The sequence below is a fragment of the Methylobacterium sp. Leaf125 genome (genome assembly GCF_001423085.1).
Lineage (GTDB): Bacteria > Pseudomonadota > Alphaproteobacteria > Rhizobiales > Beijerinckiaceae > Methylobacterium.
Map to the genome: position 1 here is coordinate 94,975 of NZ_LMNU01000007.1, position 20,917 is coordinate 115,891.

General features: G+C 71.6%; 21 protein-coding genes. 11 read left to right on the top strand and 10 right to left on the bottom strand.

Annotation, left to right across the window (positions count from 1 at the left end; translation table 11 throughout):
- Positions 1-13 precede the first annotated feature (13 nt).
- From ASF58_RS09645 to ASF58_RS25725, 5 genes are all read left to right on the top strand, one after another.
- The gene (locus ASF58_RS09645; RefSeq protein WP_055950907.1) at positions 14-787 is read left to right on the top strand and encodes a DeoR/GlpR family DNA-binding transcription regulator; all 774 of its coding nucleotides are present in this window, start codon (positions 14-16) and stop codon (positions 785-787) included.
- 87 nt (positions 788-874) lie between these two features.
- A complete protein-coding gene (locus tag ASF58_RS09650) occupies positions 875-1,342 on the top strand; it encodes a hypothetical protein (protein WP_055950908.1) in 468 nt (155 codons plus the stop codon).
- Between the two features lie 513 nt (positions 1,343-1,855).
- Positions 1,856-3,127, top strand: coding sequence for an oxalate/formate MFS antiporter (oxlT, locus tag ASF58_RS09655; protein WP_055950911.1), 1,272 nt, complete (start codon positions 1,856-1,858; stop codon positions 3,125-3,127).
- Between the two features lie 144 nt (positions 3,128-3,271).
- Positions 3,272-3,469 (top strand): hypothetical protein, encoded by a 198-nt coding sequence (locus tag ASF58_RS09660; protein WP_055950913.1) that lies wholly within the window; start codon positions 3,272-3,274, stop codon positions 3,467-3,469.
- 158 nt (positions 3,470-3,627) lie between these two features.
- Positions 3,628-3,795 (top strand): hypothetical protein, encoded by a 168-nt coding sequence (locus ASF58_RS25725; RefSeq protein ID WP_156375612.1) that lies wholly within the window; start codon positions 3,628-3,630, stop codon positions 3,793-3,795.
- 83 nt (positions 3,796-3,878) lie between these two features.
- Here ASF58_RS25725 and ASF58_RS09665 read toward each other — a convergent pair whose 3' ends face one another.
- From ASF58_RS09665 to ASF58_RS09680, 4 genes are all read right to left on the bottom strand, one after another.
- Complete coding sequence (locus ASF58_RS09665) at positions 3,879-4,355, bottom strand: hypothetical protein (protein WP_055950915.1); 477 nt, start codon at positions 4,353-4,355, stop codon at positions 3,879-3,881.
- Between the two features lie 222 nt (positions 4,356-4,577).
- Positions 4,578-5,306, bottom strand: coding sequence for a 6-phosphogluconolactonase (pgl, locus tag ASF58_RS09670; RefSeq protein WP_055950916.1), 729 nt, complete (start codon positions 5,304-5,306; stop codon positions 4,578-4,580).
- A gap of 73 nt (positions 5,307-5,379) precedes the next feature.
- Positions 5,380-6,354, bottom strand: coding sequence for a phosphogluconate dehydrogenase (NAD(+)-dependent, decarboxylating) (gene gnd, locus ASF58_RS09675; RefSeq protein WP_055950917.1), 975 nt, complete (start codon positions 6,352-6,354; stop codon positions 5,380-5,382).
- Between the two features lie 167 nt (positions 6,355-6,521).
- Positions 6,522-8,855 (bottom strand): NADP-dependent malic enzyme, encoded by a 2,334-nt coding sequence (locus tag ASF58_RS09680; protein WP_055950919.1) that lies wholly within the window; start codon positions 8,853-8,855, stop codon positions 6,522-6,524.
- 384 nt (positions 8,856-9,239) lie between these two features.
- Here ASF58_RS09680 and ASF58_RS09685 point away from each other — a divergent pair, with 384 nt between their 5' ends.
- Complete coding sequence (locus ASF58_RS09685) at positions 9,240-9,494, top strand: DUF3297 family protein (protein ID WP_055950921.1); 255 nt, start codon at positions 9,240-9,242, stop codon at positions 9,492-9,494.
- 3 nt (positions 9,495-9,497) lie between these two features.
- On the opposite strand, the gene ASF58_RS25730 is transcribed toward ASF58_RS09685, so the two are convergent.
- The 3 genes from ASF58_RS25730 to aspS all read right to left on the bottom strand — a co-directional run bounded on the left by ASF58_RS25730 (position 9,498) and on the right by aspS (position 12,694).
- On the bottom strand, positions 9,498-9,638 hold the full coding sequence (locus ASF58_RS25730; protein WP_156375613.1) for a hypothetical protein: 141 nt from the start codon (positions 9,636-9,638) through the stop codon (positions 9,498-9,500).
- Positions 9,639-10,479: 841 nt separating this feature from the next.
- A complete protein-coding gene (locus tag ASF58_RS09690) occupies positions 10,480-10,809 on the bottom strand; it encodes a hypothetical protein (RefSeq protein ID WP_055950923.1) in 330 nt (109 codons plus the stop codon).
- Between the two features lie 70 nt (positions 10,810-10,879).
- Complete coding sequence (gene aspS, locus ASF58_RS09695; protein ID WP_055951008.1) at positions 10,880-12,694, bottom strand: aspartate--tRNA ligase; 1,815 nt, start codon at positions 12,692-12,694, stop codon at positions 10,880-10,882.
- A 207-nt stretch (positions 12,695-12,901) separates the two neighbouring features.
- Here aspS and ASF58_RS09700 point away from each other — a divergent pair, with 207 nt between their 5' ends.
- The 4 genes from ASF58_RS09700 (at position 12,902) to ASF58_RS09715 (ending at position 16,427) form a co-directional block, all read left to right on the top strand.
- Complete coding sequence (locus ASF58_RS09700) at positions 12,902-13,351, top strand: hypothetical protein (protein ID WP_055950925.1); 450 nt, start codon at positions 12,902-12,904, stop codon at positions 13,349-13,351.
- A gap of 80 nt (positions 13,352-13,431) precedes the next feature.
- Complete coding sequence (gene rnd / locus ASF58_RS09705; protein ID WP_055950928.1) at positions 13,432-14,583, top strand: ribonuclease D; 1,152 nt, start codon at positions 13,432-13,434, stop codon at positions 14,581-14,583.
- A 79-nt stretch (positions 14,584-14,662) separates the two neighbouring features.
- On the top strand, positions 14,663-15,559 hold the full coding sequence (locus ASF58_RS09710; protein WP_055950930.1) for a LysR family transcriptional regulator: 897 nt from the start codon (positions 14,663-14,665) through the stop codon (positions 15,557-15,559).
- A 139-nt stretch (positions 15,560-15,698) separates the two neighbouring features.
- Positions 15,699-16,427 (top strand): amino acid racemase, encoded by a 729-nt coding sequence (locus ASF58_RS09715; RefSeq protein ID WP_348271579.1) that lies wholly within the window; start codon positions 15,699-15,701, stop codon positions 16,425-16,427.
- A gap of 37 nt (positions 16,428-16,464) precedes the next feature.
- On the opposite strand, the gene ASF58_RS09720 is transcribed toward ASF58_RS09715, so the two are convergent.
- Both ASF58_RS09720 and ASF58_RS09725 read right to left on the bottom strand, forming a co-directional pair.
- A complete protein-coding gene (locus ASF58_RS09720) occupies positions 16,465-18,324 on the bottom strand; it encodes a hypothetical protein (protein ID WP_055950931.1) in 1,860 nt (619 codons plus the stop codon).
- A 136-nt stretch (positions 18,325-18,460) separates the two neighbouring features.
- Positions 18,461-18,787, bottom strand: a complete 327-nt coding sequence (locus tag ASF58_RS09725) for an iron-sulfur cluster assembly accessory protein (RefSeq protein WP_055950933.1) — start codon at positions 18,785-18,787, stop codon at positions 18,461-18,463.
- Between the two features lie 189 nt (positions 18,788-18,976).
- Here ASF58_RS09725 and ASF58_RS09730 point away from each other — a divergent pair, with 189 nt between their 5' ends.
- Positions 18,977-20,254: a deoxyguanosinetriphosphate triphosphohydrolase gene (locus ASF58_RS09730; RefSeq protein ID WP_055950935.1), complete on the top strand. Its 1,278-nt coding sequence runs from the start codon at positions 18,977-18,979 to the stop codon at positions 20,252-20,254.
- Between the two features lie 18 nt (positions 20,255-20,272).
- Here the strand turns inward: ASF58_RS09730 and ASF58_RS09735 are convergent, their stop codons facing one another.
- Complete coding sequence (locus ASF58_RS09735; protein ID WP_055950937.1) at positions 20,273-20,899, bottom strand: PilZ domain-containing protein; 627 nt, start codon at positions 20,897-20,899, stop codon at positions 20,273-20,275.
- Between the last annotated feature and the right edge of the window lie 18 nt (positions 20,900-20,917).

The following is a 20,917-nucleotide window of genomic DNA, read 5'->3' on the forward strand; positions in this document are numbered from 1 at the left end:
GAGCCACGAACCCATGTCGATGCGCAGCCAGGAGCGTCGGGCGTTGCTGCTGGAGGCGCTGAGCGTCGGCGAGATCGACGTCGACGATGTCGCGGCCCGCCTGAAGGTCTCCGCCTCGACGGTCCGGCGCGACCTCCAGCACCTCTCCGCCACCCGGGCGGTACGTCGGACCTATGGCGGGGCGATCCTGACGCGCCACCCGCCCGAGACCACCCTGACCGAGCGGCTCGCGGTGAACGGCGCCGAGAAGCGGGCGATCGCCCGCGCCGCCCTCGACCTCGTGGCGGACGGGGACACGCTGATCCTCGATGCCGGCTCGACGGTGGCGGCCTTCGGCCAGCTCCTCGCCAAGCGGCGGCTGCGGATCATCACCAACAACCTCGCGCTGCTGCCCTTCCTGGCCGAGGCCCCGGAGCTCGACCTCGTCGTGCTCGGGGGGGCCCTGCGGGCCACCAGCATGAGCACCGTCGGCCCCCTCGCCATCGAGGCCCTGCGCCTGATGACGGCGGACCGGGCGATCGTCAGCGCCGACGGCGTCGTGGCCGGGCGCGGCCTGTGCGAGGCGAGCCTCGATCAGGTCGCCCTCAAGTCCCTGATGATGCGCCAGGCGCGCGAGGTGATCGTGCTGGCCAATGCGGGCAAGCTCGGCCGCGCCGAGCAGACCGCCTGGGCCCCCCTTCCGCGCGACTGGACCCTGGTGACGGATTCGGCCGAGCCACGCGAGCAGCTGCGGCGCCTGGCCGAGGCCGGCGCCCGGATCCACGTGGCGACCGACCGGGACGCTTGAGGCGCGCACCGGCTACCGCCGGACCATCCGCCCGGGCTAGGATCGCCCGCTCCTGAGCCGGAGGCCGGACCCGTGCGGCGACGCCTGATGAAGTTCCTCCACACGATGGGCTCGACCGGCCTGCTGGGCGCGATGGCGGCCCTCGTCGTCATGCTCGGCGTGGCGCCGCCGCCGAGCGCCCTCGACGGCTACGCCGCGGCGCGGGCCGCCATGGGGGCGGTTGCCACCTGGATCGTCCTGCCGAGCCTGGCGCTGACCCTAGTCTCCGGCCTGCTGGCCATGACCCTGAACCGCGGCTTCCTCAACGCGGGCTGGGCCTGGCTGAAGCTCGCCACCGGCGTGCTGATGTTCGAGGGCGTGCTCGTCTACGTGCAGGGACCGATGCGCCAGGAGGCGGAGCAGAGCGCCCTGGCGCTGGCGGGACGGGTCGATCCCGCCACCCTGGCGGCCACCCTCGGGCCGGAGCGCAACACGCTCTGGGTGTTGCTGGCGGTGGCCACCGCGAACGTCGTCCTCGGCATCTGGCGGCCGCGTCTCCTGCGCCTGCCCCGCTAGGGGATCGCGGCCGGGCCACGACCCGATCCTGGCGCCCCGCTGGCAAGCGCGTCGGACCGCGCGGCTTCCAAGTGCTCCTCCGAGTTTCGCGCCAAGTGCCCGCCGAGTGTCCCGCCGAATGTCCCGCGAAGGCTTTCCCGGAGCCTGTCCTGGTAAAAGCCGCGGTCACGCCAGTCACAGGACAGCATTGCGATCCGGCACCAGCGATCATCGGCCGGCGAGCCGCGTTGTGATCCGACATCGACCAGGTCAGGACTGGGTCCAAGCCCGTAAACGCGCCCGGCAATGGGTTTAATCCCGAAAAATCGCGACCCGTTGTAGAATTATTCTGCTTGCACGGGTTCGTGGCATACCAAATAATGCAAGTGCGCTGCCCGGCAAGTGAACCACAGGATTCGCCTCAGGCGTGCGGGCCGCATTCCAGCATTCCGACCGGGATATTCAGCACTGACTGCCCGGCCTTAAGCAAAACGAGGAACTCAGCTCATGGCGATGACGGCTGCCGCGCCCCCTATGACGAAACCTTCCGTCAATCGATGGTTGCAACTGATCCTCGGCGTGGCCTGCATGGTCGCGGCCGCGAATATACAATATGCCTGGACACTCTTCGTTCCGGAGATCCAGAAGACCTTCGGCTGGGATCGCGCGGCGATCCAGGTCGCCTTCACGATCTTCGTCGTGGTCCAGACCTGGCTGACCCCGATCGAGGGCTACTTCATCGACAAGTACGGCCCGAGCCGCGTGGTGCTGTTCGGCGGCCTGATGACCGGCCTCGCCTGGGTGATCAACTCCTACGCCACCTCGCTTACCGGCTTCTATGCCGGATCGGTGGCGGGCGGCATCGGCGTCGGCTGCGTCTACGCCACCTGCATCAACAACGCCCTCAAGTGGTTCCCGGACAAGCGCGGCCTCGCGGTCGGCCTCACGGCGGGCGGCTACGGCGCGGGCTCGGCCCTGACGATCATCCCGATCGCCAACATGATCTCGCAGGGCAGCTACGCCCAGGCGTTCTTCATCTTCGGGCTGATCCAGGGCGGCATCATCATGCTGGCGGCCCTCGGCCTGCGCGCGCCGGCCAAGGACGAGGTCATCTTCTCCACCAAGGTGCTGCAGACCCGGCGCGACTACACCCTGCGGGAGGCCCTGCGCACGCCGGTCTTCTGGGTGATGCTGCTGATGTTCACCTGCACGGTGACGGGCGGCCTGATGGCGGTGGCCCAGCTCGGCGTCATCGCGCAGGACCTCGGCGTGAAGGAATTCCAGGTCAACCTGTACTTCTTCGCCATGGCCGCGCTGCCCTTCGCGCTGATGCTCGACCGGATCATGAACGGCATCTCGCGCCCGCTCTTCGGCTACGTCTCCGACCGCATCGGCCGCGAGAAGACGATGTTCATCGCCTTCACCATGGAAGGCCTCGGCATCGTCGCGCTGGGCTATTTCGGCACCAACCCGTGGGCCTTCGTCATCCTCTCGGGCATCGTGTTCTTGGCCTGGGGCGAGGTCTACTCGCTGTTCAGCGCCACCGCCGCCGATACCTTCGGCTCCAAGCACATCGGCAAGATCTACGGCGTGCTCTACTGCGCCAAGGGCTTCGCCGCTTTGTTCGTGCCGGTGGGCAACCTGCTGATGCAGGCGACCGGGACCTGGGCGACGGTGCTCTACACCGTGGCGGTGATGGACCTCATCGCGGCCTTCCTCGCCATCGCCGTGCTGCGGCCGATGCTGAAGCGTCACCACGCCGCGCAGGGCGTCGCCCAGCCGGCCGGGGTTCTGGCCCACGCCTGACCCGGCCCGCACCCCGGCCCTCGGGCCGGGGCCACTCTCGCGAGCCGGGCCCAGAGCCCGGCTCGAAGCCATCCGCGCTCCCTGCGATCCCCGGCGGTATCAATCAGCCTTCCAACCGGCCAAGGCTTCGAAGAAGGTGACGAGATGGTCCTCTCCGTCCTCCTCGCACTGGTGAGCATCCCCTTCGCGTTCGTCGTGCTGCAGACCGCCGACTTCAATCGCGACGTCTTCACCGTGCTGTACGTGTCCTCTCTCGGCCTGGTCCTCTCGGCCATCCTGCTAGTCGGCGGCTATTACCTGCTGCCCCTGCCGCCGATCGTCCCCGAGCCGGTGCATCGCTAGCCGCGGCTTCGGCGTCGCAGGATCGACGGGCAGCGCCTGTCCGTCATCCCGGCCGGCGAGCCCGGCCCCAGCCGCATGACCGCCTTGCGGCCCGTGGCATACCAAGGCCCGTTGTGCAGTGCGATAACGTTCCGTCGCACCGCACCCGGGATCCCACGATGCTCTCCCTGTTCGTTCTCGGCCTGGCGGCCGTCGCCATCGGCCCGATGCTGGCCCTGCTGATCGACGAGGAGGCCACGGGATCGTCGGTCGCCGACACGGGCTCCGCCGGCATGTTCGTGACGCTCAACGACAACGCCCTGCAGACGACCCGTCGCGCCGCCTGATCGCGGCGCGTCCACCCGACGTTTCGACCCGCCCGGCGTCCGACGCGGCGGGTGTTTTCATGCCGCGCCGTGAGCGGACGGCGTCAGGGGGTTCTGGGGGGCTTGGCCGCGGCGGCGCGGGCCGGCCGGACCGGCTTGGCGGCCGCCGCCGGATCCTCGATCGCGAGGGCGCCGCTCGCGTCGTCGAGCACCGGGATCAGGTCGAGGCTGAGGGCCGAGCGCGCGCCGCTCCCGTCCCCGCGCCCCGAGGTCGGTGCCGGGGCGGCGGGGCCCGAGCCGCGCGCGTCGCGGCTCGGAACGGGCTCGGCCCCGGCTCCCGCCGCCGCGACCGGCCCCCTGGCAGGCGCACGGGGGGGCACCGGGGGCTCGGCCGCGGCCCGCGCGACCGGCTCGGCGGCCCAGACCCGGGCGACGGCGGGCGCTTCGTCCATGACCGGGGAGGGAGCCTTCACCGTGAAAACCAGCAGGATGGGCAGGCCGAGGCCGGCCACCAGGGCGAGGCCCGCGATCGCCCCCGAGCGCATGCCGCGCAGGATCGGATGCGGCGCGGCCTCGGACACCGAGCGCAGCGGTCCGATCCGGTGCCGGGGCGTGCGGCGCCACCGCCGGTGAGGGGCAGGGCGGCGGGACAGGCCTACGGAAGAGTCCACGCCCATGACACAGCGTTGCGAGACCGGGACATTCCGGCAATCCAAAAATGTTCGCCTACCGATACCGACAAATCAACATCTTTTATCAGTGAAGCGTCGGCCGGGACCGACGAAACTTTGCCATCGTGCAGATCAGGCCCCTGCCGCCGCCTGGTCGACCAGCCAGACCAGGCGGCCAACACTGCGCAGATGGCGGGCGGGCAGGTCCTCGCCGCGCGCGAGTCGGCGTAAGGGTTCCTGCTTCCCGGCGCCCGTCACGAGGACCAGGGTCTCGCGGGCCGAGGCGAGGGCCGGAAAGGTGAGGGTGATGCGCGGCACGAAGGGGGCGAGCCCCGCCTCCGGCACCGGCGCCGTCCAGGCGTGCCGCTCCGCCAGGGCTGGCTTGCCGGGGAACAGGGAGGCCGTGTGCCCGTCCTCGCCGAGGCCCAGGAGGACGAGGTCGAACAGGGGCCGGGCGGGATCGAGGACGGCAGCGCCGTAGAACGCCCGCAGGGTCTCGGCATAGGCGCGCGCGCCCTCCTCCGGGGTTCCGCCCGTGTCCATCCCGTGCAGGTGGCCCTCCGGGATCGGCGCATCGCCGAAGGCCTCGCGGGCCATGCGGACATTGCTCGCCGCATCCGTCCACGGCACCATCCGGTCGTCGCCGAAGAACCAGTGCAGGCGCTCCCAGGGCAGCCGCGCCCGGTAATCCGGGCCGCTCAGCCGGGCGTAGAGGCGCTTGGGCGTCGCGCCGCCGGAGAGGCAGACCGCGATGGCCGGCCGCGGCGCCGAATCGCAGAGGGCCACGAGGCGTTCGGCGGCGGCCCCCGCCACCGCGTCGGCATCGGGCAGGATCTCAGCGGCCTCGGGCAGGGGGATCATCGGCGCGGGACCTCGGTGGGGGCGGGACGCGACCGGGGACGGGCCGCCGGACGCGGGGGCGACCGCCGCGGGGTTATTTCGGTTCCTGGTGGCCGCCGAAGCCCTTGCGCATGGCCGAGAGCAGCTTGTCGGCGTAGCTCGCCTCCTCGCGGGAGCGGAAGCGCGCGTAGAGGGCGGCCGAGAGCACGTTGGCCGGCACGGATTCCTCGATGGCGGCGTTCAGGGTCCAGCGTCCCTCGCCGGAATCGGCGACGAAGCCGGAGAAGTCCTCCAGGTGCTCGTCCTGGGCCAGGGCCCCGGCGGTGAGGTCGAGGAGCCAGGACGAGACCACGCTGCCGCGGCGCCAGACCTCGGCGATGTCGCCGATGTTCAGCTGGAAGCGCTGGGCCTCGGGCAGGTCCTCGGAATCGGCGTGCCGGAGGATGTCGAAGCCCTCGGCATAGGCCTGCATCAGGCCGTACTCGATGCCGTTATGGACCATCTTGACGAAGTGGCCGGCCCCGCTCGGGCCGGCATGGATGTAGCCGGCCTCCGCCCGCGGGTCGCGGCCCTCCCGGCCCGGGGTCTTCGGGATGGTGCCGAGGCCGGGCGCCAGGGTCCGGAAGATCGGGTCGAGGCGCTCCAGGGCGGCGCTGTCGCCGCCGATCATCATGCAGTAGCCGCGCTCCAGGCCCCAGACGCCCCCGGAGGTGCCGACGTCGACGTAGTGGATGCCGGCGCCCTTCAGCGCGGCGGCGCGGCGGATGTCGTCCTTGTAGAAGGAGTTGCCGCCGTCGATGATGACGTCGTCCCGGGCCATCAGGCCCCCGAGGGTCGTCACCGTGGCCTCGGTGATGGCGCCCGCCGGGAGCATCACCCAGGCGGCGCGGGGCGCGCTCAGCTTGGCAACGAAGTCCTTCAGGCTGTCGGCCCCCGTGGCGCCCTCCGCCACCAGGGCGGCGACCGCCTCCGGGTTCTGGTCGAAGACCACCGCCTGGTGCCCGTCCCGCAGGAGCCGGCGGACGATGTTGCCGCCCATCCGGCCGAGGCCGATCATGCCGAGTTGCATCCGTGTCTCCCGTGCCCGCGAAGAGCCGCCGGACTCGCGTCCGGCCGTCGCACGCTCCCTCGCGCGAAGGGCTATCGCATTTGGCCTGCCAGGGCGAGGCGGCGGTCCGGCCGCCGCCCCTGCGTCCGGCGCGCGGGTCACCCCCTTGCCGGACGCCGTCGCCGCCCTCAGGCGGAGGTCGGCCCGACGCCGGGCTCGGCCAGGACCGGGCTGGTGCCGATCTCGGCCGCCTGCGCCTCGACCACGGCGGCGGCCGTGACGTTGACGATGCCGCGGGCGGTCACCGAGGGCGACAGGATGTGGGCGGGCTTGGCCGGGCCGATGAGCAGGGGCCCGACGGGCAGGGCGTCGGCCAGCACCTTGGCGAACTGGAAGGCGATGTTGGCCGCATCCAGGTTCGGCAGGATCAGCACGTTGGCCGCCCCCTTCAGGCGCGAGGCCGGCATCACCCGGTCGCGGATCAGCTCCGACAGGGCGGAATCGGCCTGCATCTCGCCGTCGACCTCGAGGTCGGACCGGCGCTCGCGGATCAGGCCCAGGGCGGTGCGCATCTTCACCGCCGAGCGCGAATCCGACTGGCCGAAATCCGAGTGGCTGAGGAGCGCGATCTTCGGGGTCAGGCCGAAGCGGCTGACGTGCTCGGCGCAGGCCACGGCCACGTCCGCGATCTCCTCCGCGCTGGGATCCGGCCGCACGTGGGTGTCGGCGAGGAAGTAGGCGCCCTCCTTGGTGACGATCAGGCTCATGGCGGCGAAGTCGAGCACGCCCGGCGCGAGGCCGATCACGTCGCGGATCACCCGCAGGCGGGTCTCGAAGCGGCCCTCGAGGCCGCAGATCAGCGCGTCCGCCTCGCCGCGGCGCACCGCGATGGCGCCGATCACCGTGTTGTTGGTGCGCACCAGGGTGCGGGCGGCGTCCGGCGTGATGCCGCGCCGCCCGGCGGCCTCCAGGTAGGTGGCGACGTAGTCGCGGTAGCGCGGATCGTCCTCGGGATCGATGAGGTCGAAGTCGACGCCCTGCTTGAGGGAAAGGCCGAAGCGCTTGATCCGGGTCTCGATCACCCGGGGCCGGCCGACGAGGATCGGCCGCGCGACCTTGTCCTCGCAGATCGCCTGGGCGGCGCGCAGCACGCGCTCGTCCTCGCCCTCGGTGTAGATGACCCGCTTGGGGTTCTCCTTCGCCTTGGAGAAGATCGGCTTCATGATGAAGCCCGAGCGGTGGACGAAGCGGTCGAGGCTGTCGGTATAGGCCTGGACGTTCTCCAGGGGCCGCCCGGCGACGCCCGAATCCATCGCGGCCTGGGCCACGGCGGGGGCGATGCGCAGGATCAGGCGCGGGTCGAACGGGCTCGGGATCAGCGAGCGCGGGCCGAAGGGCCGGGCCTCGCCGCCATAGGCGCGGGCGACCACGTCGGAGGGCGTCTCGCGGGCCAAAGCCGCGATCGCCTTCACGGCGGCCTGCTTCATCTCCTCGTTGATCGAGGTGGCGCCGACGTCGAGGGCGCCCCGGAAGATGTAGGGGAAGCACAGGACGTTGTTGACCTGGTTCGGGAAGTCCGAGCGCCCGGTGCAGATCATCGCGTCCGGGCGCTTCTCCTGCGCGAGGTCCGGCATGATCTCGGGGTAGGGGTTGGCCAGCGCCATGATCAGCGGCTTGTCGGCCATCTTCTCCAGGTATTCGGGCTTCAGCACGCCGCCGGCCGAGAGGCCGATGAAGACGTCGGCGCCGGGGATCACCTCGGCGAGGGTCCGGGCCTGCGTCTCCTGGGCGTAGACGTCCTTCCAGCGGTCCATCAGCTCGGGCCGGCCCTTGTAGACCACGCCCTTGATGTCGGTGACGGTGATGTTCTCGACCCGGGCGCCCAGCGACACCAGGAGGTTGAGGCAGGCCAGAGCGGCCGCACCGGCGCCCGAGGTGACGATGCGGACGTCGCCGAGCTGCTTGCCGGCGAGTTCCAGGCCGTTGAGGACGGCGGCCGCCACGATGATCGCGGTGCCGTGCTGGTCGTCGTGGAAGACCGGGATGTTCATCCGGGCCCGGCACTGCTCCTCGACCTCGAAGCACTCCGGCGCCTTGATGTCCTCGAGGTTGATGCCGCCGAAGGTCGGCTCCAGGGCGCAGACCACGTCGACGAGCTTGCCGACGTCGTTCTGGGCCACCTCGATGTCGAACACGTCGATGCCGGCGAACTTCTTGAACAGGACGGCCTTGCCCTCCATCACCGGCTTGGAGGCGAGCGGCCCGATATCGCCGAGGCCGAGCACGGCCGTACCGTTGGTGAGCACCGCGACGAGGTTCTGGCGGATGGTGAGGGTGGCGGCCTCCTGCGGATCCTCGTGGATCGCCATGCAGGCGGCGGCGACGCCGGGCGAGTAGGCGAGCGCCAGGTCGCGCTGGTTGCCGAGGGGCTTGGTCGCCTGGATCTCCAGTTTCCCGGGCCGTGGCAGTCGGTGATAGACGAGCGCTCCCGACTTGAGATCGTCGGACATATTGTCGCCCATGGTCGTCCTCCTGAGGATTGCGCGCTGCCCCGGCGTCGGAGCGCGTCTCCCATCATCGGCGGGATCTTCGCTGGGGGCTCCTGTTGCACCGGCTGCCGGATGGGCGCAACCCGCGCGCGGAGACCCGGATCGACCGTGCCCGCCCGCCCTCCGGGCCGGTTTTCCCTTCGGCACAAACTCCTACGGCGGGGCATTCCTGTCGCGTCCGGACCGGGGGCCGACGCTGACGATTGGCGCATTTTGTTCCATCGTGCCGGGGATTGCGTTCCTGGCCGCCCCCGCGGCGGGGGTGGCGGGCGGCCCGGCGTTGCGGCCCCGCGCCGAATCCCGTACCCGCATGCGCTCCTGCTCCGCATGACCTGAACCGATCCAAGGCCCGCGACGATGTCCGACACGCCCCCCGACCGCCTCGCTGTGAATCCCAACAGCCCGTACTACGACGAGAAGATCCTCGAGCGCGGCATCGGCATCCGCTTCAAGGGCGTCGAGAAGACCAATGTCGAGGAATACTGCGTCAGCGAGGGCTGGGTCCGCCTCTCGGCCGGCAAGACCCTGGACCGCGCCGGCAATCCGATGACGGTGAAGCTGAAGGGCCCCGTGGAGCCGTATTTTCGCGATGACGCGCCAGCCGAGGGCTGAGCCTCAGGCCGACGCGTCCTCCGGCGGGACCGGCGTCGGCCCCCGGTAGGGCTGGATCTCGGTGCCGCGGATGCTGTCCGCCTCCCGGCCGTGCAGGAGTGTCGCGAGCGCGGCCCGGTCGCCGGCCAGAAGCGGCGCGGACACGCGCCGGACCATCCGGCGGCGTTTCGCGCCCGTGCCGCATCCAGGTCGCCGCGAGCGATGCGGAAGATCAGGCGGGCTTCCGGCCCTTGCGGCACCTTGCGATCGGTGCCGTCGGTGTAGACCGCCCAGAATGCCGACGGAGCATCGATCGCTCGAAGCCGGGGAAGTGCACCCATTGCGATGACTGAGAGCGGGTTCTCGATCATCGCCGGGTCCGACCAGTCCCATGCCGCCACGCGGGACGATGCAGGTAGCCGGAACAGCCGATGCTTGTCAGCAGATCGGGACCGGGCAGGAAGCTCTGCAACATCGTCCTTTGCGGCGTACAGACGTCCTCGTGCGAACTGCGGTCGGGACGCGCAGGGCCACGTGGCGGCCCGGACGAAGCCCGAAATAGGGGGACCCGATCTGCTTCAGGTCGTCATACGGCGCTGCCAGGGCCCCGAAAACCTGCTTGATCTGCCTGGCGTTCGTCATCGGGTCGGCCTTCTTTCATTCCCGATGATGCGTCGCGTGCCCGGGAAATGGAGGGCCACCATCCGTGCGATTCGGGTCGCACGCAGCGCTGCGAAGCCGCTCTCGCCGGCCCGCGTCCGGGGCAGATCGGGATCGTACGCCCGGGAGAGGAGAGGCCCGACGCGGAGCCGTCCGCGTTCGACTCTCAGGGCCGCGAGGTCACAGGGGCGTGTCGCGCGTTCCGCGCTCTGACGACCTGACAGGGATACAGGCGTGGGAGGTGGGCGTGGGACGTGGGCGGAGCTCCGGAGAGATCGAGCGACCGGCCCATTTCTCTCACGGAACCCCAAATATCTATCAATAAAAGCCTGTTCTAGCTCTATATTCAGGCCTGGGATGGTCCGTTGGCACCCGTTTCGCGCTCCCGCTTCGCTCGCTCGCCGGCGAAATTCCGCACCGCCACGGCCACCGCCTCCGCCAGCGCCGTCTCGGAGGTCGGGTCGCGCAGGACGAGGCTGGTGATGGCGTCGGGGTGGTTCTTGCGCTGCTTTGCCGTGCGGGCGTGATTCGAGACCCGCAGGGCGAAGGCGCAGGCCTCGGGCTTGAGGTAGACGCTGTCGCCCCGGGTGTTGCGGGCCACCACCGCGAAGCCCTGCGCCGCGAGGCGTTCGACGGCGCGGGCCAGGGCCTCGGCGGGCCGGAGGACGACGGTCATGCGCGCGGAGTCCCGTCGGCCCGAAGCCACGCGGCCGCCCCCGTGCGGGGAGGGCCCGGGCGCGGCCGCCTCAGGCGCCCTTCTCGGGCAGGTTGAGGCGGATGTGGAGCTCGCGCAGCTGCTTCGGCGTGGCCTCGGCGGGGGCGCCCATCATCAGGTCCTCGGCGCGCTGGTTCATGGGGAACAGCACGACCTCGCGCAGGTTCTGCTCGCCGCAGAGCAGCATGACGATGCGGTCGATGCCCGGCGCGATGCCGCCGTGCGGCGGGGCGCCGAGCTTCAGGGCGTTGAGCATGCCGCCGAACTTCTCCTCCAGCACCTCGACGCCGTAGCCGGCGATGCCGAAGGCCTTCTCCATCACGTCGGGGCGATGGTTGCGGATCGCGCCCGAGGACAGCTCGGTGCCGTTGCAGACGATGTCGTACTGGAACGCCTTGATGTTCAGGATCGTCTCGGCATCCGCCGGGTCGAGGGCGAGGAACGCCTCGCGGTCGAAGTTCGGCATCGAGAACGGGTTGTGCGAGAAGTCGATCCGCTTCTCGTCCTCGTTCCACTCGTACATCGGGAAGTCGGTGATCCAGCAGAACGCGTATTGGTCCTTGTCGGACAGGCCGAGCTCGTCGCCGATGCGGATGCGGGCCTTGCCGGCGAGCGCCGCCGCCTTGGCCTCGGTCCCGGCGGAGAAGAACACCGCGTCGCCGGCCTTCGTGCCGGTCTTCTGCGCGATCAGGGCCTGGACCTCCGCCGGGATGAACTTGGCGATCGGACCCTTGCCGGTGAGCGTGCCGCCATCGTCCTCGAAGATGATGTAGCCGAGCCCCGGCGCGCCCTCGGCGCGGGCGAAGTCGTTGAGCTTGTCGAAGAACGAGCGGGACTGGGTCGCCGCCCCCGTGGCGGGGATGGCCCGGACCACGCCGCCGGACGCGATCACGCCCTTGAAGGCCTTGAAGGCGACGTCCTCGCGGGCGAACTCCGCCGTCACATCGGCGATGATCAGCGGGTTGCGCAGGTCCGGCTTGTCGACGCCGTACTTCAGCATCGCCTCGGCATAGGGGATGCGCGGGAAGGTGCCGGTGACGCGCTTGCCCTCGGCGAATTCCTCGAAGACCGAGCGCAGGACCGGCTCCACCGCCTGGAACACGTCCTCCTGCGTGACGAAGCTCATCTCGATGTCGAGCTGGTAGAACTCGCCCGGCGAGCGGTCGGCGCGGGCATCCTCGTCGCGGAAGCAGGGCGCGATCTGGAAGTAGCGGTCGAAGCCCGCGATCATCGTCAGCTGCTTGAACTGCTGCGGGGCCTGCGGCAGCGCGTAGAACTTGCCCGGGTGGACGCGGGACGGAACGAGGTAGTCGCGCGCGCCTTCCGGCGAGGAGGCGGTGAGGATCGGGGTCTGGAACTCGAAGAAGCCGCCGTCCCGCATGCGCCGGCGCAGGCTGTCGATGATCGCGCCGCGCTTCATGATGTTGGCGTGCAGCTTCTCGCGCCGCAGGTCGAGGAAGCGGTACTTGAGGCGCGTCTCCTCCGGGTAGTCGAGGTCGCCGAAGACCGGCATCGGCAGCTCGCCCGCCGGGCCGAGCACCTCGAGGTCATCGATGTAGACCTCCAGCGCGCCGGTGGGCAGGTCCGGGTTCTCGGTGCCGGCGGGGCGGGTGCGGACCCGGCCGTCGATGCGGATGACCCATTCCGAGCGCGCCGCGTTGGCGGCCTGGAAGGCCTTCGAATCCGAATCCACCACGCACTGGGTCAGGCCGTAATGGTCGCGCAGGTCGATGAACAGCACGCCGCCATGGTCGCGGATGCGGTGGCACCAGCCGGAGAGGCGGACGCTCTCGCCGACGTCGGACGGCCGGAGCGCCCCGCAGGTATGGGTCCGGTAACGGTGCATGACGGGCTGCTGCATAACGGGCTGACGGATCACGGGCTTTGGGGATTGAGCGGCGCACCATTCACGCGGGGGAGGTGAAGTCAAGGCGACGGGGGTGCGGGGGCGAGGCCGGACGCCCGCCCGAAGTCTGTCCGAGGTCCGCCGGAACGCGACGGAAATGGCCCCGAAACTCTTCCGGAATCGCCCGGCGATTCCCATATTAGTCTCATGAATTCCAACGCTTTTTTCGATATTCTGCGGCAGGCCGCGGCGGAGGCGTCCGAGCCGGCCCGCGCCCCCGCCCCCGCGGCGCGCGAGGGGCAGGAGGGCCGATGGCGCGTCCTGCCCCTCGAGGGCACCTTCGAGATCGTCTACGAGGATTCGCGCGGGGCCTGGAGCACCCGGCGGGTCGAGGCGCGCGAGCTGAAGCTCGGGCCGGGCCGGACGCTGCTGGGCGGCATCGACCGGGGACGTGGCGGCTACCGCGGCTTTCGCGCCGACCGCATCCGTCGGCTCACCGACCCGGCCAGCGCCACGCGGATCGAGGCCGGCATCCTCGACTGGCTCCTCGCCCGGGCCGAGGCGCAGCGCCGGGAGCGCGCGGCCCAGATCCGGGCCCTGGCGTCGCGCCGGCGCGGGGCGAGCAGGCCGGATACGCCGCGCGACGCCGCCGCCTGACACTCCTCGGGCGCGCGAATTCTGGTGACCGGGTCCGGCGTCCCTCGCCTGAGGCGAGAACCTTCGGTATAGCCGATTCTATGGATCTGATCGCCACCACTGCGGCCCTGGCCGAGGCCTGCACCCGCCTGTCCGCCCATCCCTTCGTGACCGTCGACACGGAGTTCATGCGCGAGACGACCTACTATCCCAAGCTCTGCCTCATCCAGATGGCGGCGCCCGACGGGACGGGCGTGCTCGTCGATCCCCTCTCCCCCGACCTCGACCTGGCGCCGTTCTTCGCCCTGATGGCCGACGAGGGCGTGGTGAAGGTGTTTCATTCCGCCCGCCAGGACCTGGAGATCATCTGGCTCCTCGGGGGCCTGCTGCCGCAGCCGTTCTTCGACACCCAGGTCGCCGCCATGGTCTGCGGCTACGGCGACTCGGTCTCCTACGAGCAGCTCGTCAACGACGTGGCCAAGGCCAAGATCGACAAGTCCTCGCGCTTCACCGACTGGTCGCGCCGGCCGCTCTCGGACGCCCAGCTCAGCTACGCCCTCTCGGACGTCACCCACCTGGTGAAGGTCTACGAGGTGCTGGCCGGCAAGCTCCTCTCCACCGATCGCGGCGAGTGGCTCGACGAGGAGATGAGCGTGCTCACCTCGCCGGAAACCTACCGGGCCGATCCGGCCTCCGCCTGGCGCCGCCTGGCGGGGCGGATGCGCAAGCCCCGCGAAATCGCGGTGCTGATGGAGGTCGCCGCCTGGCGCGAGCGCGAGGCCCAGAACCGCAACGTGCCGCGCGGGCGCATCCTCAAGGACGAGGCGGTGATCGACGTGGCGACCTCCGCCCCGCGCAGCGTCGAGGCGCTGGGTCGCCTGCGCTCGATCCCCGCCGGCTTCGAGCGCTCGCGCACGGGCACCGACATCCTGGCGGCGGTGGAGCGGGGCTTCACCCGCGACCTCTCGGACATCGCGCTGCCCGAGCGCACCCGCAGCCGGGGCGGCAACGGGGCGCTGGTCGAGCTGCTCAAGGTCCTGCTGAAGGCCGTGTGCGAGACCGAGGGCGTCGCCCCGAAGATCATCGCCACCGTGGACGACCTCGAGGCCATCGCGGAGGACGACGCGGCCGACGTGCCCGTGCTGCACGGCTGGCGCCGAGCGCTGTTCGGCGAGAAGGCCCTGGCCCTCAAGAGCGGCCGCCTCGCCCTCTCGGCCGAGCGCGGCCGGGTGGTGGTGCGCGACCTGGCGTGAGTCAGTCCGGCGTGAGTCAGTCCGGCATGAGACCCTCCGGCGCGACGCCCCGCGGCGGAGGCCCGGTCGGGCGGCCGCCGTGGAGCTGAAGTGGCTGGAGGATTTCCTCAGCCTCGCCCAGACCCGCAGCTTCTCCCGCTCGGCGGAAGCCCGCCACGTCACCCAATCGGCCTTCAGCCGGCGCATCCGGGCCCTGGAGCTCTGGCTCGGCGTGGCCCTCGTCGACCGCAGCACCTACCCCACCACCCTGACCCCTGAGGGTCGCCGCTTCCGCGACACCGCCGAGGAGAGCGTGCGGGTGCTCCTCGGCGCCCGGGCCGACCTGCGCGCCGGCCTCGACGCCGCCGAGCCCCTGGTGCGGATCGCCGGCCTGCACACCCTGGCCCTGACGTTCTTCCCGGCTTGGTTCCGGACCCTCGCCGCGCGCACCGGACCGGTGGCGACGCGGCTCCTGCCGGACGACTTCCACGACTGCCTGCAGGCCCTGGTGGAGGGCGGCGCGGACTTCCTCCTGACCTTCCATCATCCGGGCGTGCCGATCCCCCTCGACCCGGCGCTCTATCCCCACCGGGTGGTCGGGGCCGACGCGCTGGTTCCGGTGCGGAGCCCGGACCTCGCCGCCGGGGCGGAGGGCCGGCCGCTGCCGCGCCTCGACTACGGACGGGATTCCTTCCTCGGCCGCGTCAGCGCGCTCGCGCAGGCCGAGCTCGGCCTGCCGCCGGGGCCGGTGGTCCACGCCAACCCGATGGCCGAGGCCCTGAAATGCATGGCCCTCGAGGGACACGGCCTCGCCTTCGTGCCGCGCAGCCTCGTCACCCGGGAACTCGCCGAGGGCCGCCTCGTCGCCAGCGGGCCCGCGATGCCCCTGGAGATCCGCCTCTATCGCAACGGCGCCCCGACCCACGGCCCCCGGGCGCGAGCCGCCGTGGCGGCGATCTGGGCCGCGGCCGAGGCGGGGCCGTCCGGACCCGCATGACGCCAGAGGCGGGTTCGTCCGAACCCGCACGACCCAAGGGGCGGGTTAGTCCGAACCCGCATGGGCCGTTCCGACACGGCATTGGCCCCCGCGCCGGTCCTCGCGCATCCCGTCAGCGGAACGCGCGACGGGGATCAGGATGATGGCGGGGAACGAGGTGCTGGGCGCGCCCGTGTTGGGTGTCCTTGGCGGCATGGGGCCGATGGCGACGGTGGATTTCCTGCGGAAGCTCGTGGAGGCGACGCCGGCCGCCCGCGACCAGGACCATCTCGCCGTGATGGTGGCCCAGGCCGCCGACATTCCCGACCGGACCCGGGCGATCCTGGGGCAGGGGCCCGACCCGCTCCCGGCGATGACCCTGGCCCTGCGCCGCCTCGAGGCGGCCGGCGCCACCCGCCTCGCGATCCCCTGCAACACCGCCCACCATTGGCACGGCGCGCTCCAGGCGCTGACGCCGGTCCCGATCCTGCATATCGTCGACGCGGTGGCGGCGGCGCTCGCCCGCCGGGGCCTCGCGGGCGGACCGGTGGGGCTGCTCGCCACCGACGGCACCCTCCGGTCCGGGCTCTATCCCCGGCATCTCGGCCGCCACGGCTTCACCTGCCGCGTGCCCGCGGACCAGGCGGCGGTGATGCGGGCGGTCCGCCTGGTCAAGGCGGGGCAGGGGGCGCAGGCGCGGCCCCTGCTGGAGGCCGCGGCCGCGGCGCTGGTGGCGCAGGGGTGCCGGCAGGTGGTGATGGCCTGCACCGAGATCCCCCTCGCCCTGACCGATCCGGCCGGGCCGCCGAGCGCGGTCCTGCTCGACGCGACCGACGCCCTGGCGCGGGCCTGCGTGGCGGCCGCCGCGCCGGCCCGCCAAGCGGCGTGATCCTGCTGCCCGGCGCGCCTGCCGCGATGCCGCGGCCTCAGTTCGCCTTGGCGTTCACCTCGAGGCGATCGAACAGCGCGGCCGGGGTCGGGGCGGCGCTGAATTCCAGCATGCCGATGCCGGCGGCGTTCTTCGGCCGCAGGCTCACCGAGAGGCTGCCGGGCTTGGTCACGAACTGGCCCATCGCGGCGCCGATCGCCTTGGCGCCCACCGAGTTGCCGAGGATCGCGGGCACGCCGAACACGCTCGCGGTGACGTATTCCTGCTTCAGCTCCTCGGGCTTGAGGCTGAGCACCTTCGACTGCGCGGCGATGAAGCGGTCGAACAGGCCGGTATTCTCGACCGTGAGGTCGAGGGCCTTGGCGGTGGCCGACAGCATGGCGAAGCTCGACACCGCCACGTCCGGGTTGAAGACCTCCGGGCCGATGCCGCCGATCATGCCCTTGATGCGCAGGCTGCCCATGTCCTTGCCGGAGACCGAGACCTCGCCGAGCTTGAGCTCGCGGGCGGTCTCGTCCCAGGAGGTGTCGGCCACCAGGGCGAGGTCGAGGTCGTTGTAGCCGTAGAGGCCGAGGGAGCCGAGGCCCGGCACCCCCGCCACCGCCGAGGCCGGCAGGGTGAGGCCCGACAGGCTGAGGCGCCCGGCCGTCGGCACCCCGTCGCGCGGGGGCGCGAAGTTCATCGAGCCGTCGCGCAGGCCGACATGAAGGCCGACCTGGGTCGGGGCGGGCGCCGTCCTGTCGGCCAACGCCTTGTCGGTCAGCATCTTCTCGGCCGGGTCGCGGGACGCCTTCGCCTCGGGCGGCAGGTCGAGGCTGAGATCCTTCAGGGCCAGGGTGCCGAGGGCCGGGGTCAGCAGGCGCAGCTCGGCATCCGAGGGCGGCGTGGTCAGGGCAGCGAGCTTGCGCAGGGCCGCGACCGTCGGGCCGAGGGAGAAGCCGTCGAGGGAGAGCCGGGCGAGGCGCGCCTTGGCGCCGTCGACGCCTGCGAATCTGATGTCTTCCAGGAGGAGGCCGGCGCCGGTCAGCCCGAGGCGGGCGATGCCGAGGCTGAAGGCGTCCCGGGGCTTGGCCTCCTGGACGCTGAGGCCGGTGGCCTCCAGGGAGCCGACGGAAACGGCCTCGGCGAGGTCGGCCCCGAGGCTCATCAGGCGCGTGCGCTCGGGCGGGGCCAGCCGCTCGTAGTCGACGGCCGTGAAGGCCTGGAGCGCCCCCGTCCAGGTCGCCGGGATCTGGCGGCCGCTGAGGTCGCGCCCCTCGATCCGGGCGATCTTCACGGCGGTGCCGCGGGCATCCACGTAGGCGACGTCGTCGACCGCGAAGGTGGCGTAGATCCGCTGCAGGGCGCTCTTGCCGTCGCCCGGCTCGCCGTAGAGGCGGGCGAGCACGGTCATGTCGAGATCGGTCGCCTGCATCCGGCCATAGGTGCCGGTGCCCTTCTGGGGGCCGCTCTCCAGGAGGATCGAGGCCCCGGCGGCGGTCACCTCGGCGGCGCGCCCGGCCCGAACGTCGCGGGCCACCACGTCGCGGTAGGTGACTACCGGCGTCGCTCCGGCGGCGCCGGTGCGCTCCACCCGCAATTCGGGCATCGCCAGGCTCGCGGCGTCGAGGCGCACGAGGCGGGAGGCCCAGGATTCGCCCGGGCCGGGCTTGAGCAGGGCGGTGAGTTCGTCCTTCGAGAGACGGGTGCCGCTGGCGGTGAGGCGCGGGGCCTTCAGCACCGTGTCGCCGAAGGTCAGGGTCACGTCCTGCAGGGTGACGTCCTGGACCGCCGAGGCGGCCTCCTGGGCCTGCGCCGCACCGGGCTGCACGGCGCCCCCCGCACCGAGGAGGACGAGGACACAGGCCGAGGCACCGGTCGCCCACGCGAGGAGGGGGCGGCCTTTCGAGCAGGTCATGGGCTTATCCGGATCGCTGGCGAAGAGGCGCTTTCAGGGGAAAGGCCCGGAGGCGTCGGGGAGAGGGCCCATCCGTGCCGCAGTTTCACGCGGGAGGCAATCGCGGGGGCGGGCCCCCGCGGGGGCCGCGCCGCATTCACAGCGAGAACGAGGTTCCGCAGCCACAGGAGGCGGTGGCCTGGGGGTTCTCGATCTTGAAGGATTGCCCGATCAGGTCGTTCACGAAGTCGATGGTCGAGCCGCTCATGTATTCCAGCGACATCGGGTCGACCAGGACGGTGGCGCCGTCGCGCTCGATCGCGACGTCGTCGGCGGCCCGGGCCCGCGCGATGTCGAAGGCGTAGGAGAAGCCCGAGCAGCCGCCGCCGTTCACGCTGATCCGCAGGGAGGCGCCGGGCGGCTCGGCGCCCATGATCTCGTTGATGCGCTTGGCGGCGCGGGGCGTCAGGGTGATGTCGGCCATCGGGGTATTCTCGCGGGGTGCTCTCGAGATCCGCCGGCCGTCCCGGCCGATCGTGGCGCGTGGCGGCGTTGGAACAACTGCTAGGGAACACAAGATATGCCTGGGGGCCCGATGCTGCAACGCGTCGGAGGACCGGGCCGGGGCGGGCGGACCGTTCCCGGTCGATCGAATGTGGGGCGGCGAGACGTGATGCAGGCGGACGAGACAGGTCCCGGCGCGGCCCGGCGGCGCGGCGAGCGCTGGCGGGCGCCCTATGCCACCGATCCGGCGGCCACCCGCGGACGCCTGATCCCGGAGGCGATCTCGCCCACGCGCAGCGACTTCCAGCGGGACCGCGACCGCATCATCCATTCCTCGGCCTTCCGGCGCCTCAAGCACAAGACCCAGGTCTTCGTGCATCACGAGGGCGACCATTACCGGACGCGGCTGACCCACACCCTGGAGGTGAGCCAGATCGCCCGGGCGCTCGCCCGGGCGCTGGGGCTCGACGAGGACCTCGCCGAGGCCCTGGCCCTCAGCCACGACCTCGGCCACACCTGCTTCGGGCATACCGGGGAGGACACCCTGGATGCCTGCATGGCGGACCATGGCGGCTTCGACCACAACGCCCAGGCCCTGCGCATCGTCACCCGGCTGGAGCGGCGCTATGCCGGCTTCGACGGGCTCAACCTCGCCTGGGAGACCCTGGAGGGCCTCGTCAAGCACAACGGCCCGCTGCTGGAGCCGGACGGACACCCGACCCGGCGCTGGGCCGGCCGGGGCATCCCGGCCGCGATCCTCGAATACAACGCCCTCAACGACCTGGAACTGGCCCGCTTCGCCGGGCCCGAGGCGCAGGCCGCGGCCCTGGCCGACGACATCGCCTACGACAGCCACGACCTCGACGACGGCCTGCGCGCCGGCCTGTTCGACCTCGCCGACCTCGCCGCGGTGCCGTTCCTGCGCAGCCTGCTCGACGAGATCGAGCGCCTGTACCCGGACCTGGAGCCCTCGCGGAAGATCCACGAGCTGGCGCGGCGCGTCATCACCCGCTTCGTGGAGGACGTGATCGCCGAGAGCACCCGGCGCCTCGCGGCGCTGAACCCGCGCTCGGTGGCCGACATCCGGGCGGCGCGGGAGCCGGTCATTGCCTTCTCGGCGGCGATCGCGGAGGCGGACGCGGCGATCAAGACCTTCCTGTTCGCCCGGATGTACCGCCATCCCGGCGTGCTCGCGGTGCGGGCCAAGGCCAACACCATCGTGTCCGACCTGTTCGCCCGGTTCACGGCGGAGCCCGCGGCGATGCCGGAGGAATGGTCGTCGGGGCTGGACGGGGCGGAGCCGGGACGCGTCGCCCGCCGGGTCGCCGACTACATCGCGGGCATGACCGACACCTACGCGGCCCTGGCCCACCGGCGCCTGTTCGCGACCACGCCGGACCTGCACTGGAGCCCGGGCGACCGCAGCCTGCCCCTCACCGATCCGTAGGGGCCCGGGCGGGCGACCTCAGAGCGTCAGCCCCTCGTGGAACAGGTCCGGAGAGATCGGCAGCATGAAGTGCACGCCGATGCCGCCCTCGAAGTGGCGCACCACCCGGCCGGGGGTGCGCCCGACCATCAGGCTCATGCCGATGGCCGGAGTGCTGGTCGTGCTCAGCGCCACGCCCGACATGGAGATGTCGATGATGCGCGCCGGCACCTCGCGCCCGCTCTCCAGGCGCAGGACGACGCCCGGGACCAGGGGTGTGAGGCGCTCGTGCGTGCGGCCCTCGGGCAGGCCCAGGCTCTCGCGGTTGGCGAGCCAGGTCAGCTGCGAGGCGATCTTGTCGCGCTTGCGCGGCGTCGCGCTGAGGCGGACGGCGAAGCCGCCGGGGCTCAGGCGCGCGATGGTGCCCTCGATCCGGCCGACATGTTCGAGATAGAGCACCACCCGCTCGCCGATCTCGCCCGGGACGGCGCAGTTCAGGCGGACGCCCCCCGGCGACATGTCGACGGTCTGGCACGGATATTCCCGCCGGTCCGCGAGCATGTAGCGCCCCAGCATCGAGACCTTGACGCGGTGATGCCGGCGCAGGTCCGAGATCCGGACGTCACGGGGCAGCCTCGCGGGCGGACGGGCGGCGACCTCGATCATGGGGGCAGGGCGACTCGT